Annotated in this window: 14 protein-coding genes and 2 tRNA genes; 3 read left to right on the forward strand and 13 right to left on the reverse strand. The window is 61.1% G+C overall.

From position 1 onward, the window contains the following. Positions 1–219: 219 nt before the first annotated feature. The 5 genes from THL1_RS22015 to dapA form a co-directional block, all read right to left on the reverse strand. Complete coding sequence (locus THL1_RS22015; RefSeq protein ID WP_069085218.1) at positions 220–714, reverse strand: hypothetical protein; 495 nt, start codon at positions 712–714, stop codon at positions 220–222. Positions 715–912: 198 nt separating this feature from the next. Continuing rightward, positions 913–1,002, reverse strand: a tRNA-Ser gene (locus THL1_RS22020). A 158-nt stretch (positions 1,003–1,160) separates the two neighbouring features. Further along, a complete protein-coding gene (locus THL1_RS22025) occupies positions 1,161–2,030 on the reverse strand; it encodes a phosphoribosylaminoimidazolesuccinocarboxamide synthase (protein ID WP_069085219.1) in 870 nt (289 codons plus the stop codon). An 87-nt stretch (positions 2,031–2,117) separates the two neighbouring features. After that, positions 2,118–3,236 (reverse strand): outer membrane protein assembly factor BamC, encoded by a 1,119-nt coding sequence (gene bamC / locus THL1_RS22030; protein ID WP_069085220.1) that lies wholly within the window; start codon positions 3,234–3,236, stop codon positions 2,118–2,120. Positions 3,237–3,254: 18 nt separating this feature from the next. Beyond that, a complete protein-coding gene (gene dapA, locus THL1_RS22035) occupies positions 3,255–4,133 on the reverse strand; it encodes a 4-hydroxy-tetrahydrodipicolinate synthase (RefSeq protein ID WP_069085221.1) in 879 nt (292 codons plus the stop codon). A 177-nt stretch (positions 4,134–4,310) separates the two neighbouring features. Between dapA and THL1_RS22040 the strand changes: the two genes are divergently transcribed. Continuing rightward, positions 4,311–4,868, forward strand: a complete 558-nt coding sequence (locus THL1_RS22040) for a glycine cleavage system protein R (protein WP_069085222.1) — start codon at positions 4,311–4,313, stop codon at positions 4,866–4,868. Positions 4,869–4,881: 13 nt separating this feature from the next. Continuing rightward, on the forward strand, positions 4,882–5,355 hold the full coding sequence (locus THL1_RS22045) for a peroxiredoxin (RefSeq protein WP_069085223.1): 474 nt from the start codon (positions 4,882–4,884) through the stop codon (positions 5,353–5,355). Between the two features lie 53 nt (positions 5,356–5,408). On the opposite strand, the gene THL1_RS22050 is transcribed toward THL1_RS22045, so the two are convergent. Both THL1_RS22050 and THL1_RS22055 read right to left on the reverse strand, forming a co-directional pair. After that, positions 5,409–6,479: an AI-2E family transporter gene (locus tag THL1_RS22050; RefSeq protein WP_069085224.1), complete on the reverse strand. Its 1,071-nt coding sequence runs from the start codon at positions 6,477–6,479 to the stop codon at positions 5,409–5,411. Positions 6,480–6,515: 36 nt separating this feature from the next. Continuing rightward, positions 6,516–6,767 carry a sulfurtransferase TusA family protein gene (locus tag THL1_RS22055; RefSeq protein WP_069085225.1) on the reverse strand — a complete coding sequence of 84 codons (252 nt, stop codon included), beginning with the start codon at positions 6,765–6,767 and terminating at the stop codon, positions 6,516–6,518. A gap of 157 nt (positions 6,768–6,924) precedes the next feature. Here THL1_RS22055 and THL1_RS22060 point away from each other — a divergent pair, with 157 nt between their 5' ends. Beyond that, on the forward strand, positions 6,925–8,358 hold the full coding sequence (locus THL1_RS22060) for a M48 family metalloprotease (protein WP_069085226.1): 1,434 nt from the start codon (positions 6,925–6,927) through the stop codon (positions 8,356–8,358). Between the two features lie 188 nt (positions 8,359–8,546). Here THL1_RS22060 and nadA read toward each other — a convergent pair whose 3' ends face one another. The 6 genes from nadA to pal form a co-directional block, all read right to left on the reverse strand. Then, complete coding sequence (gene nadA, locus THL1_RS22065; RefSeq protein ID WP_069085227.1) at positions 8,547–9,605, reverse strand: quinolinate synthase NadA; 1,059 nt, start codon at positions 9,603–9,605, stop codon at positions 8,547–8,549. A gap of 218 nt (positions 9,606–9,823) precedes the next feature. After that, positions 9,824–9,899 (reverse strand) — tRNA-Lys (locus THL1_RS22070). Between the two features lie 57 nt (positions 9,900–9,956). After that, entirely contained in the window at positions 9,957–10,631 is a 675-nt protein-coding gene (queC, locus tag THL1_RS22075; RefSeq protein ID WP_069085228.1) for a 7-cyano-7-deazaguanine synthase QueC, read from the reverse strand. Between the two features lie 69 nt (positions 10,632–10,700). Next, the gene (gene queE / locus THL1_RS22080; protein ID WP_069085229.1) at positions 10,701–11,348 is read right to left on the reverse strand and encodes a 7-carboxy-7-deazaguanine synthase QueE; all 648 of its coding nucleotides are present in this window, start codon (positions 11,346–11,348) and stop codon (positions 10,701–10,703) included. 126 nt (positions 11,349–11,474) lie between these two features. Next, positions 11,475–12,299 carry a tol-pal system protein YbgF gene (gene ybgF / locus THL1_RS22085; protein WP_069085230.1) on the reverse strand — a complete coding sequence of 275 codons (825 nt, stop codon included), beginning with the start codon at positions 12,297–12,299 and terminating at the stop codon, positions 11,475–11,477. A 6-nt stretch (positions 12,300–12,305) separates the two neighbouring features. Beyond that, positions 12,306–12,803 carry a peptidoglycan-associated lipoprotein Pal gene (gene pal / locus THL1_RS22090; protein WP_028627602.1) on the reverse strand — a complete coding sequence of 166 codons (498 nt, stop codon included), beginning with the start codon at positions 12,801–12,803 and terminating at the stop codon, positions 12,306–12,308. Positions 12,804–12,820: the final 17 nt, after the last annotated feature.

Here is a 12,820-nt window from a genome sequence, read left to right on the forward strand (position 1 = left end):
CCATCAACGATGAGCAGAAACGGCAACCAAGGGGAGGGCCCTGGCTACACCCCCAAATACACGCTTGCAGAGCCTTGACGATATTTCTGATTCGTACCAGTCCGGTCTGGTCAAAAAATAATCACTGCTTGAAACGTCTTATCCCGCGACGGTCCTGGAGATATTTTCCAGCTAGACCAAGACCGTCCCTACGAATGTGTCCAGTTGACCATGGAGCGGCTATTTCAGGTTGCATGCCTGAAGGAAACGGTCTGCTTCTCTTGTGGATCCAGCAACAGAGGAGGTACCAGACCACTTGCTACCCGTCTCTGTGATCTGCAATCCAATCTGTATTTGAGCCTGGGCATCGCGAATTTCTTTGAGCAGCCCGAGAATCTTGTCTCTGTCTGCCGTAGAGGACTGCACGTACTGCTCGTTTCTCTGAGAACCTTTCGCGGCAAAATCGTAGATCGCCCCTTGGTCCACCTTCACCAGCAGCCGGTAGCTGGCGAGTTCCATTCCTTCCTGCCACTTCGACTTTTCAATGAGGCTGAGGGCTAACCTTTCGGAGTCGCAGTCAAATACCAATGCGTGGAACGGGTCCACTTCCCCTATGAGCATGGCCTTCTGCCCCCCGGAGAAAATGTCGTCTTGTGTAGTTGTCATCCAGCCTGCACTGGCCAGTGATGAGAACGTCAGTGCAACTACTGCAGAAATCACGCTTAGCTTGGGCATGTGCTGTCCCTTTCCTATGCTCAGAGCGGTAATGCTCGCCCGGCTAGGCTAATGCAGTGATAGCAATTTGCAACCCAGCCGATGCGTCGAGTACGACCAAAGGTTGTGAGGCGGCTTCCGATGAGTAGTGAAATTGAGTAGTGAAATCAGAAAAGAAAAAGCCCCGTAACTCGTTGAATTACGGGGCTTTTCTATGTATGGCGGGAAGATAGGGATTTGAACCCTAGGTGCCATTGCTGACACAACGGATTTCGAATCCGTCCCGTTCGGCCACTCCGGCATCTTCCCGAACGGCGCGCATCATACCAGCTCGTGGGCTAATGTCGAAGCCCACGATGGATTTTTTTCGCGTGGTTTCAGTCAGTTGCGATTCGAAGCGAATCGCAACGCGATCCTTGAGAAAAAATTCGCCCCTGCAGATGAGGGGCGAACAGGGAACTGGTTTATCAGGAAGTCAGCTTGGTCAGGGCTTCGCGGTACTTGTCGGCAGTCTTCTGCGCGACGTCCGCGGGCACTGCCGGGGCCGGCGGTTCCTTGTTCCAGCCTGTCGATTCCAGCCAGTCACGGACGAACTGCTTGTCGAAGCTCGGCGGATTCTTGCCTTCTACGTAGCTTTCCACTGGCCAGAAGCGGCTGGAGTCAGGAGTCAGCACTTCATCCATCAGGGTCAGGGTGCCATCTTCATCGATGCCGAACTCGAACTTGGTATCGGCGATGATGATGCCGCGCGTGGCTGCGTACTCGACAGCGGTGCTGTAGAGGGCGATGGCGGTGTCACGGACCTTGGCAGCCAACTCCTTGCCGACGATGGCTTCGCACTGTTCAAAGGAGATGTTCTCGTCGTGGTCGCCTACGGCGGCCTTGGTCGAGGGGGTGAAGATAGGCTGAGGCAGCTTGGAAGCTTCTTTCAGGCCGGCCGGCAGTTGGATGCCGCAAACGGTACCGGTCTTCTGGTACTCCTTCCAGCCGGAACCCACGATGTAGCCGCGCACGATGGCTTCAACGGCTACGGGCTTCAAGCGCTTGGTCACCACCGCGCGACCTTCCACCAAGGGCAGCTCGGCCGCCGGAACAACATCCTCAACCTTATCGCCAGTGAAGTGGTTCGGAACGACGCCCGAGAGTTTGTCGAACCAGAAATTCGAGATGGCGGTGAGAATCTTGCCCTTCTCCGGAATGGGTTGCTCGAGGATCACGTCGAATGCGGAAAGGCGGTCAGTAGCGACCATCAGCATGCGCTTGTCGTCGATTTCGTAGAGGTCGCGGACCTTTCCCGAATAGATCTTCTTCAGGCTGAGAGTGGTGGGTGTGCTCATGTCATTTTCCGCCTTTATCAAACGAAACAGGCGAAACCCTGGGGTTTCGCCTTGTTGCTTCCACGCTACGCCGCCGAGCGGCGCCAGTTAGCCGAGGTTTTCCTGGATCAGGGTCAGCACACGCCGCGCCACATCGGCGGGCGCAACGGTGTTGATGTCCTTCTCGACGGTAACCTGCACGCTGTCGCCAACACGGGTCAGACGCACCTGGTAGCGCTCGGCACGGGCTTCGACCTCTTCGTCACTGGGAGAACTGCCCCACAGGCTACTGAAGAAGCCGGGCTTCTCGTCTTTCTTCTCCGCACCTTCGGCAAGGTTGATGTAATAGACGCCGAGGCTGCGGTTGATGTCGTCGACACGTACGTCACCCATCTCCAGGGCACGACCGACACTGGACCAGGAACGGTCGAAGTCGGCGCCGAGGCTGAGCATGGGGTTGCCGTTGCCGTCTTCGGAGAGGGTTACACGGTTCGGCGCATCGAAATCGCGAGCGGCCAGCAGGGAAACGGAACCACCCTGCTCGGCGCTGCGCGCCATGCTGGCGAGCATTTCGTCCAGCAATGCAGCTTCCAGGCTCGGGCTGTCGGAACGGCTCGGCCAACCAGTATCGGCAGTGCTGCCGGCCGGACGGCTGGTGGTCACGACGAAGACTTCACTGGTGTTGCGCTGCACGCCCGGCTCGATACGAACGCGGGCGCGGATTTCGCTATCCGGCTCGACGCCACTGACGCGGCTACCCAGGCGACGAGCCAGGGGGCCGGAAAGCTGGTCAAGACGCTGCCAGTCGGTGCTGAACTCGCCGGTCTGCGGACGTTCGTCAGCAATGCGGAAGCCACCATCTTCGAAGAACTGACGCGCCACCGGCCAGACTTCAGCCGGTACGCGCTGGGCAACCACCCAACGCGAGTCGCCGCTCTTCTGCAGGCTGTAGTCGCTGACTTCGCCCCTGGCCTGCAGGGCCTGCGGACGAGGCACTTCGAATTCACCTTCGGAGCGGCTATCGGCGACATTCATCGGCACCGGCAGCAGCGGGTCAAGACGTTTGGTTTCAGCATTCGGCGGCAGCTGCATGGGCGCGGTCTGGCGCGCCTCCAGGTAGTCACTGCCGCGGTCACGGAAATAGCCATCTTGGCCCCAGAGCCAGCCGCAACCGCTGGTGCTGGAAATGATCAGGGCGAGTGCGGAGAGTCCGGCCAGTCGCTTCATGCGGAATGTTTCCTTGAATTAGGCCAGTACGCCGGACTGGCGCATTGCTTGGCGCAGCGGTTCGTGGCAACGAGGACTGAGCCAGGTCAGCGGCAGGCGGATGCCATCGGGGATCAGACCCATTTCGTGCAGAGCGAACTTCACCGGAATCGGGTTGGACTCGATGAACAGCGCCTTGTGCAGCGGCATCAGCTTGTCGTTGATCGCGCGGGCTGCTTCGGCGTCGCCACGCATGGCGGCGGCGCAGAGGTCAGCCATGGCGCGCGGGGCAACGTTGGCAGTCACGGAGATGTTGCCCTTGCCACCCATCAGCATCAGCTCGACGGCGGTGGCATCGTCACCGGAGTAAACGAGGAAGTCCTTGCTGACGCGATCCAGCACTTCCTGGCCGCGTTGCAGGTCGCCAGTGGCTTCCTTGATACCGATGATGTTGCCGATCTTCGACAGGCGCTCGACGGTTTCCGGGAGCATGTCGCAAACGGTGCGGCCCGGTACGTTGTAGAGAATCTGCGGAATGGCAACGGCTTCGGCGATGTGGCGGAAGTGCTGGTACAGGCCTTCCTGGGTCGGCTTGTTGTAGTAGGGGGTCACCAGCAGGCAGGCATCGGCGCCTACCTGCTTGGCCGCGTTGGTGAGCTCGACCGACTCGCGGGTGGAGTTACCACCCGTGCCGGCGATAACCGGGATGCGGCCGTTGACCTGATCGACGACGCGACGGATTACTTCCACATGCTCGGTGACGTCCAGCGTGGCGGATTCGCCCGTGGTGCCGACGGCGACTATGGCGTTGGTGCCCTCTTGAAGATGGAAGTCAACGAGTTTGGCCAGGCTGTCCCAGTCCAATTGACCCTGCGCGTCCATGGGCGTAACCAGTGCCACCATACTGCCCGCAATCATGCAACCGCTCCTGCCGGAAAAAGAGAGCCGTAATGGTACTGTCGGCTCTGGCCTTGCACAAGGTGAACTCAAGTGCCGTCAGGCGGTTGCGGCATTTCCCTCGGCGGCGCTTTTCGCTAACCTTCCCCGTTTGAACAGAGCGGCCTCGGCCGCCTCCCCTCGCTTTAGGAATGCTGCATGTCCACCACCCCGCCCCGCGAACAATTCCTCCTGATCAGTGCCTTGGGCCGCAACCCGATGGAGCTGACCAACGTGCTGTGCCGCGCCAGCCAGGAAAACCGCTGCGCAGTGGTCAGCAGCCGACTGACCCGCCACGGCGAGTTCTGCGCGCTGGTACTGCAGATTTCCGGCAGCTGGGATGGCCTGGCACGCCTCGAGTCGGGCTTGCCGACCCTGTCCAAGCGCCATGGCTTTACCGCCAACGTGACCCGCAGCAACCCCCTGGACTCCCGCCCCCAGGCCCTGCCCTACGTGGCCTACGTCAGCGCGGCTTACCGCCCTGACATCCTCAACGAGCTGTGCCAGTTCTTCATCGACCACCGAGTCGAGCTGGAAAACCTCACCTGCGACACCTACCAGGCCCCGCAGACCGGCGGCACCATGCTCAACGCCACCATCACCGTGACCTTGCCGGCCGGCACCCAGATCAGTTGGCTGCGCGACCAGTTCCTGGATTTCGCCGACGCCCTGAACCTGGACGCCCTGATCGAACCCTGGCGCCCGCAACATCCCTGAGGAGCAAGCAGACATGGCCGTTTCCCTGAATCAACCCGTCGCCGATTTCTCCGCCCAGGCCACCAGTGGCCAAGAGATCAGCCTGTCGGCCCTCAAGGGCAAGCAGATCGTGCTCTATTTCTACCCGAAGGACAGCACCCCCGGCTGCACGACCGAAGGCCAGGGCTTCCGCGACCAGCATGAGGCCTTCCTTGCGGCCAATACGCTGATCTTCGGGGTCTCCCGCGACGGCCTGAAGTCCCACGAGAACTTCAAGTGCAAACAGGCATTTCCCTTCGAGCTGATTTCCGACAAGGACGAAACGCTCTGCCAGCAATTCGACGTGATCAAGCTGAAGAAGCTCTATGGCAAGGAATACATGGGCGTTGACCGCAGCACTTTCCTGATCGACCACGACGGCGTGCTGCGTCAGGAATGGCGCGGCGTAAAAGTCCCGGGCCATGTGGATGCGGTACTCGCCGCCGCCCAAGCGCTGAACAAGGGCTGAAGTCCACACCAACGAAAGAGGCCGCGATTGCGGCCTCTTTCATTTTCGGAGCATCAGTGTCCAGGCTGCATTGACGGACCGGCACGGGGCCAAGCATCCAGCACCGCTTTGAACAGGGTGGCCAGAGGGATGGCGAAGAACACACCCCAGAAGCCCCAAAGGCCCCCAAACAGCAGCACGGCGCAGATAATCGCGACTGGGTGCAAATTCACTGCCTCGGAGAATAACAGCGGCACCAGCACGTTGCCGTCCAGGGTCTGGATGACGGTGTAGACCACCATCAGGTAGATGAACTGATCGCTCCAGCCCCACTGGAACAGGGCGATCAGCGCCACCGGCACCGTTACCACCACCGCGCCGATGTACGGCACGACCACCGAGAGCCCCACCAGCAAGGCCAGCAGCGCCGCATAGTTGAGGCCCAACCAGACAAAAGCCACATAGGTGACAGCGCCGCAGATGACGATCTCGATCACCTTGCCGCGAATGTAATTGGCGATCTGGAGATTCACCTCATCCCACACCTCGGTCATCAGTGCGCGCTCGCTGGGCAAGTAACCGCTCAGCCAGCGCACTATCAGTTCCCGGTCCTTGAGGAAGAAGAACACCAGAATGGGTACCAACACCAGATAAATCATGATGTTGACCAAAAGCGGCAAGCTGGACAGGGAAAACGTCAGTGCCCACTGGCCGAACTTGCCCACCTCACTGCGGGTGACCTCAATAGCCTTGAGGACCTGCTCGTCGGTCACCAGGTGCGGATAGCGCTCCGGCAGCAGCAACAACAGGGACTGCCACTCACCCAGCATCCCTGGCAGCTCCTCGAAGAGCTTGCTGAGCTGCTGCCAGAGCAGCGGCACCAACACCCCCAGAATCAACGCCAAGGCGCCGATGAAGAGGGCGAAGACGAGCCAGACCGCCAGCGCCTGGGGCAACCGCAGGCGCTCCAGCAGGCTTACCAACCCCTGCATGAGGAACGCCAGCACCAGTCCGGCCAGCACAGGCGCGAGCATGTTGCCGAGGGTCAGCACGGCCGTAAAGCCGAGCACAAGGAAGACGGCCAGCACCACGGCTTCTTCATCGGAGAAGTAGCGCTGGACCCAGTCGCGAAGCACCTTGAACATCAGAAATCCTTGGATGGCCCTTAAAGAGCCCGGGGGTCAGGCTTTGCGCAGCCAGTAGCGGAATACGCCGTCTTCGACCTCTTCATGCAACAACTGGTGCCCGGCCAACTGCGCGAAGGCTCGAAAATCGCGCTGGGAACCTGCGTCGGTGGCAATCACCTTGAGTACCGCACCGCTGGGGAGGCGATTGAGCTCAAGCTTGGCCTTGAGCAAAGGTAGGGGGCAGTTCAGGCCGCTGGCATCCAGCTCGGCGTCGAACACGTCGGTTCGACTGGTGGTGTCAGTCATGGGGATTCTCCGGGGAAGGCGCCTGGCGGGTCGCTCGGGAAGGTCGCGGGACAGGAATACTTGAGCGAGCGGTTAGGATACCCAAGGTAGAGCGCCGCTGGCCAGTTGGCTGGCCTGGACGCTACAGTTAGGCCTTTGCCGCCAACGAGCCCAGTGCATGAATCTTCTGCGCCCCACTCTGCTGACGCTTGCCTGTTTTCTCGCTCCACCTGTCATGGCTGACGACCTGCCTTCGCTGGGGGACTCCAGCTCTTCGATCGTTTCTCCCGAACAGGAACATCAGTTGGGCCGAGCCTGGCTGAGCCTGCTGCGCGGTCAGGTGCCCCAGCTCAACGATCCTCAGCTCAAGGATTACGTCGAAACCAGCGTCTACCGCCTGGCCGAAACCAGCCAACTGCAGGACCGCCGCCTGGAATTCGTGCTGCTCAACAGCCCCCAGCTCAACGCCTTCGCGGCCCCTGGTGGGATCATCGGCGTCAACGGCGGCCTGTTCCTCTACGCCCCCAACGAAGCCGAATACGCCTCCGTACTGGCTCACGAACTCGCGCACTTGTCCCAACGTCACTTCGCTCGCGGCGTCGAGGCCCAGCAGCGCATGCAGATTCCGGTGATGGCGGCGATGCTGGCCGGTATCGTTGCCGCAGCGGCCGGCGCCGGTGACGCCGGCATGGCCGCGATCATGAGCACACAGGCGGCGGCCATCCAGGAACAGCGCCGCTTCTCCCGCCAGAACGAACAGGAAGCCGACCGGATTGGCCTGCTCAACCTCGAGAAGGCCGGCTACGACCCCCGCGCCATGCCGCGCATGTTCGAACGCCTGATGCGCCAGTACCGCTACGATGCCAAGCCGCCGGAGTTCCTCCTCACCCACCCGGTGACTGAAAACCGTATCGCGGACACCCGCAACCGCGCCGAACAGCTGCCAGCCGGCGGCATCGAGAACAGCCTGCGCTACCAGTTGATGCGCGCCCGTGTGCAGTTGATGTTCGAGGAAACCCCAGGCATCGCCACCAAGCGTTTCCGCGCCATGCTCGACGAGGATCCGAAACTGGATGCGGCCCGTTACGGCCTTGCCATTGCGCTGATCAAGGGTGGACAGCTCAATCAGGCACGAGAACACCTCGAACCATTACTGGTCAAGGCCCCCAACGAGATCGTCTACAACCTGGCCCAGGTGGATCTGGACATCACCGCCAACCGCCTGGCCGAAGCCCAGCAGCGCGTAGACCGGTTGCTCGGCCTCTACCCCAACAACTACCCGCTGAAGCAGATGCGCAGCGACCTGTTGCTGAAGCAGAGCAAGGCGAAAGAAGCCGAGAATGTTCTCGACCAGCTGCTCAAGAGCCGCCCGAACGATCCGGACGTGTGGTACCAGATGGCCGAAGTTCGTGGTCTGGCGGGCAATACCATCGGCCTGCATCAGGCCCGCGCCGAGTTCTTCGCCCTGGTGGGCGACTTCGACCAGGCCATCGAACAGCTAGACTTCGCCAAGCGTCGCGCCAGCAGCAACTTCCCACTGGCGGCACGAATCGACGCGCGCCAGCAGGAGCTGATCGAGCAGCAGAAGATGGTCAAGCAGATGATGCGTTGAGACCATCGTAGGTTGGTGTAGAGCGTAGCGAAACCCAACGATTGGCGACGCGACATGCGCGGCACCCGAAACTCCGCCTGTTGGGTTTCGTTCCTCTGCGGAACGCCGCCCGACCCAACCTACGGGACTGATCTCGCGCCCGGAAACGAAAAAGCCCGGACAGGTCCGGGCTTTTTCATGGGCAGGAATCAGGCGTTGCCAGCCTGCTTGAGCCGCGCCGCCTGGGTGAAGTCCAGCATGCGCTTGAGCGGTTTGATCGCCTTCGAGATCAACGCCGGATCAACAAAGATTTCGTTGGTGCCCTCACGCAGGCACTGCAACGTGCGCTCCAGGGTGTTCATAGCCATCCACGGGCAGTGGGCGCAGCTGCGGCAGGCCGCGCCGTTGCCAGCCGTGGGCGCTTCGATGAACTGCTTGTCGGGGCACAGCTGCTGCATCTTGTAGAAGATGCCGCGGTCGGTGGCAACGATGAAGGTTTTGTTCGGCAGGGTCTGCGCAGCCTTGATCAACTGACTGGTGGAACCCACCGCATCGGCCAGTTCGATCACCGCCTCGGGGGATTCCGGATGGACCAGTACCGCGGCATCCGGATAGAGCGCCTTCATGTCCTCCAGCTGCTTGGCCTTGAACTCCTCGTGGACGATGCAGGCACCATCCCAAAGCAGCATGTCGGCGCCGGTTTCACGCTGGATGTAGCGTCCCAGGTGCTGGTCCGGTGCCCAGATGATCTTTTCGCCGTTGTCCATCAGGCTCTCGACGATTTCCAAGGCACAACTGGAGGTCACGACCCAGTCGGCACGGGCTTTCACAGCCGCCGAGGTATTGGCGTAGACAACAACGGTGCGCTCGGGATGCTGGTCGCAGAATGCAGAGAATTCCTCGATGGGGCAACCCAGGTCCAGCGAGCAGGTCGCTTCCAGGGTCGGCATCAGCACGCGCTTTTCCGGATTGAGGATCTTCGCGGTCTCACCCATGAATCGGACACCGGCAACGACCACGGTCTGCGCCGAGTGCTGGTTGCCGAAGCGGGCCATCTCCAGGGAGTCGGAAACACAGCCGCCGGTTTCCTCGGCCAGGGCCTGGATCACCGGGTCGCAGTAATAGTGCGCAACCAGCACAGCATCACGGGCCTTCAGCTCGGCGGCGATGGCAGCACAGTAGTGCGCCTCCTCTTCGGCCGTCAGCGGTTTGGGCTGCTTGGCGGCAAGATGGGCCTGGACCAGGAAGCGTTCGGAAAGCTGTGTCATATGGGCTGGACCTGCGAGCGCAATGGCGCGAATTCGATTATACACCCGCCCTTTTTTGGCCACGGCGCCTCGGGCGGGCGCGCGGATGATAACGCAGATTTGGCGGCTCAGGGACTGCCCCGGCAAGCACCATCCGTCCGCCCCGCGAGGAGTTCGCGGCGGAAAAACGAATCATCCGGAAACGAAAAAGCCCGCCTGAAAAGGCGGGCTTTTGAAGGTGGTGGGTCGTGTAGGATTCGAACCTACGACCAATTGGTTAAAAGCCAACTGCTCTACCGACTGAGCTAACGACCCAACGCGAGGCGCATGATACTGATTTTATTCAGGAATTCAACACCTCTTGGAAAAAAATTACTGATAGCGCGTCGGATCGTTCACACCAGCGGCAGCAAAGCCCGCTGCACGCAGTCTGCAACTGTCGCATTTGCCACAAGCGCGCCCATCATCATCGGCCTGGTAGCAGGATACGGTCAGGCCGTAATCCACACTGTGGCGGACACCCGCCTGAACAATCTCTGCCTTGCTCAGGTTCTGCAGGGGCGCACGAATGCGGAAACCCTCCCCTTCCACCCCAGCCTTGGTCGCCAGGTTGGCCATCCGCTCGAAGGCCTCGACGAACTCGGGGCGGCAGTCGGGATAGCCGGAGTAGTCCACGGCGTTGACGCCAATGAAGATGTCACGCGCACCGAGTACTTCAGCCCAGCCAAGGGCCAGGGACAGGAAGACCGTGTTACGGGCCGGGACATAGGTCACCGGAATACCTTCGGTGGGGCTTTCGGGAACGTCGATGGAGGTGTCGGTCAGGGCAGAGCCACCAATACCGTTCAGATTGAGGCCGATCACCTTGTGCTCTACCACGCCCAGCTGGCGAGCGACATGCTCAGCCGCATTCAACTCGGCGCGATGGCGCTGGCCGTAATCGAAACTCATGGTGTAGCAGGCGTAGCCTTCCGCACGGGCGAGGGCGACGACCGTGGCAGAGTCCAGGCCACCGGATAACAGGATGACCGCTTTCTTTTCGCTCATGGCATATCCCTCGAAATCGGCCCGTCCGTACGCTTGGCGCAGACGGGCAAAGTGCACAGGCGAGCCGGATCAGTGACCCGGCTCGTCGTTCCAGAGAATCTTGTGCAACTGCAACTGCAAGCGCACAGGCAGGTTGTCGGCGACGATCCAGTCCGCCAGATCGCGTGCGCTCACCTCTTTGTGGCTAGGCGAGAACAGAACCTCACCAGCCCGCTGGTCGAGGCGATACTCGATCAGCTTGGAAACAGCCCAGTCATAGTCTTCACGGGAACAGATGACGAACTTCACCTGGTCGTTGGCCGTCAGGTGGGCGATGTTCTCGTAGCGGTTGCGGCCCACCTCGGCGGAACCCGGGGTCTTGAGGTCGACCACCTTGCTCACCCGCGGGTCCACAAACGAGACATCCAGGGCTCCACTGGTTTCGATGGATACTTCGTAACCGCTATCGCACAGGCGTTGTAGTAGAGGGATGCAGTTAGGCTGTGCCAACGGCTCGCCGCCTGTTACGCAGATGTAGCGCGGCTTGTAGGCGGCAACGCGTTCGAGGATGGCGTCGAGCGACATGAGTTCACCACCGCTGAAGGCGTAGGCAGTGTCGCAGTATTGACAGCGCAGGGGACAGCCGGTCAGGCGCACGAAGACCGTCGGTAAGCCGGCGGTACGTGTTTCCCCCTGCAGCGAGTAGAAAATCTCGGTAATGCGCAGGGTTTGATGCATATCAGCCACGGGCGTGACGGCTAAACAGGCCATCCGCCTCCGTTGCGGGAATGAAGGGTGGAAGCCGGCGATTCTAACGAAAAAACCCGCGACAGGCGCGGGTTTTCGTGATCCGGGGATCTGGAATCAGGGCAGGCGCTGCAGGTCGCGTTGAGCGAGTTGCGCCGCCGAACTGCCCGGGAACTGGGTGACCACCTGCTGGAGGATCGTCTTGGCCTTGGCCGTATTGCCCAGCCGTTGCTCGACATCAGCCAGTTTGTACAGGGAGTCCGGCACCTTGGGGTGCTGCGGATAGGCCTGGCCGACACGGGCAAAGGCCTGGCTGGCACCTGGCAGGTCGCCTTTGGCGAGGTTCACTTCACCCAGCCAGTACTGCGCGTTACCAGCGTACTGGCTATTGGGGTACTTGCGCAGGAAAGCGTTGAAGGCCTGGCTGGCCTTGTCGAAGTCCTTGGCCTTGATCAGGTCGAAGGCTGCATCGTAGTACAGCTTTTCCTTGGCGGGGTCGCCAGGCTCGCTACTGGCAGCCGGTTGCTGCGCGGGAGCGGCGGGAGCACCGTTGGCGGCAGGAGTGCCAGCGGCAGGGGAATTCTGGGTAGCCGGCGCGCCGGCAGCGGCACCACCGGAAAGACGGCGATCAAGGTCCTGGTAACGCTCCAGGCTTTCCTGCTTGAGGCGCTGGACCTCGTACTGTTGCTCCTCGAGCATGCCACGCAGGCGAGTAATCTCCTCCTGCATCTGCTGGAGCTGCATGAACAGCTCGCCCTGCGCGGAGACAGGGGCCGCAGGGGCCCCTGTTCCGGCGTAGGCAGCGCCAGTCGTGCCGTAACCGGCCGGTGGGTAACTACCGCCGTAACCGGCGTTGTTATCCACCACGGGAACCTCAGCCAGCGCCGCGAACGGCAGGCTGGCGAGAGCCAGGAAAGTCAGAGCACGACTGGACTTGCGCATAGCGAATTACTTACGCAGTTCTACGCGGCGGTTTTGCGCCCAGGACTGCTCGTCGTTGCCAGTGGCAACCGGACGCTCTTCGCCGTAGGAAACCAGTTCAGCCTGAGCCGGGGAAACGCCCTGCAGAACCAGGTAGCGCTGAACGGCCTTGGCACGACGCTCACCCAGAGCCATGTTGTACTCGCGGGTGCCGCGCTCGTCGGTGTGGCCTTCCAGGACAACGCGGTTGCCGTTGGCTTTCAGATCCTTGGCGTGTACGTCCAGAGCGCGCATGGCTTCCGGCTTCAGGTCGGAGCTGTCGTACTCGAAGTAGAAGGTGGTGATAGCGCGCAGAGCGGCTTCTTCGCTCATGCTGCCGTCTACACCGCTGCCACCGGCGTTGTAGCCAGCATTCGGGTCAACAGCGCCTTCGCCAGTGCCTTCGCCGCCTTTGGACGAGCAACCAACAGCTACAGCCATGGCCAGAGCAAGAGCGGCAAATTTGCCGAATTTCAGCATTTCCATCATGTAACTCCTAATGA

This window comes from Pseudomonas sp. TCU-HL1 (assembly GCF_001708505.1).
Lineage (GTDB): Bacteria > Pseudomonadota > Gammaproteobacteria > Pseudomonadales > Pseudomonadaceae > Metapseudomonas.

What these genes read in the sequence shown, in the direction of transcription:
- THL1_RS22060 (WP_069085226.1), top strand. Translation starts at nt 6,925, where the DNA reads ATGAATCTTCTGCGCCCCACTCTGCTGACGCTTGCCTGTTTTCTCGCT.
- bamC (WP_069085220.1), bottom strand. Translation starts at nt 3,236, where the DNA reads ATGAAGCGACTGGCCGGACTCTCCGCACTCGCCCTGATCATTTCCAGC.
- THL1_RS22040 (WP_069085222.1), top strand. Translation starts at nt 4,311, where the DNA reads ATGTCCACCACCCCGCCCCGCGAACAATTCCTCCTGATCAGTGCCTTG.
- pal (WP_028627602.1), bottom strand. Translation starts at nt 12,803, where the DNA reads ATGGAAATGCTGAAATTCGGCAAATTTGCCGCTCTTGCTCTGGCCATG.
- THL1_RS22015 (WP_069085218.1), bottom strand. Translation starts at nt 714, where the DNA reads ATGCCCAAGCTAAGCGTGATTTCTGCAGTAGTTGCACTGACGTTCTCA.
- nadA (WP_069085227.1), bottom strand. Translation starts at nt 9,605, where the DNA reads ATGACACAGCTTTCCGAACGCTTCCTGGTCCAGGCCCATCTTGCCGCC.
- THL1_RS22050 (WP_069085224.1), bottom strand. Translation starts at nt 6,479, where the DNA reads ATGTTCAAGGTGCTTCGCGACTGGGTCCAGCGCTACTTCTCCGATGAA.
- THL1_RS22055 (WP_069085225.1), bottom strand. Translation starts at nt 6,767, where the DNA reads ATGACTGACACCACCAGTCGAACCGACGTGTTCGACGCCGAGCTGGAT.
- queC (WP_069085228.1), bottom strand. Translation starts at nt 10,631, where the DNA reads ATGAGCGAAAAGAAAGCGGTCATCCTGTTATCCGGTGGCCTGGACTCT.
- queE (WP_069085229.1), bottom strand. Translation starts at nt 11,348, where the DNA reads ATGCATCAAACCCTGCGCATTACCGAGATTTTCTACTCGCTGCAGGGG.
- dapA (WP_069085221.1), bottom strand. Translation starts at nt 4,133, where the DNA reads ATGATTGCGGGCAGTATGGTGGCACTGGTTACGCCCATGGACGCGCAG.
- THL1_RS22025 (WP_069085219.1), bottom strand. Translation starts at nt 2,030, where the DNA reads ATGAGCACACCCACCACTCTCAGCCTGAAGAAGATCTATTCGGGAAAG.
- ybgF (WP_069085230.1), bottom strand. Translation starts at nt 12,299, where the DNA reads ATGCGCAAGTCCAGTCGTGCTCTGACTTTCCTGGCTCTCGCCAGCCTG.
- THL1_RS22045 (WP_069085223.1), top strand. Translation starts at nt 4,882, where the DNA reads ATGGCCGTTTCCCTGAATCAACCCGTCGCCGATTTCTCCGCCCAGGCC.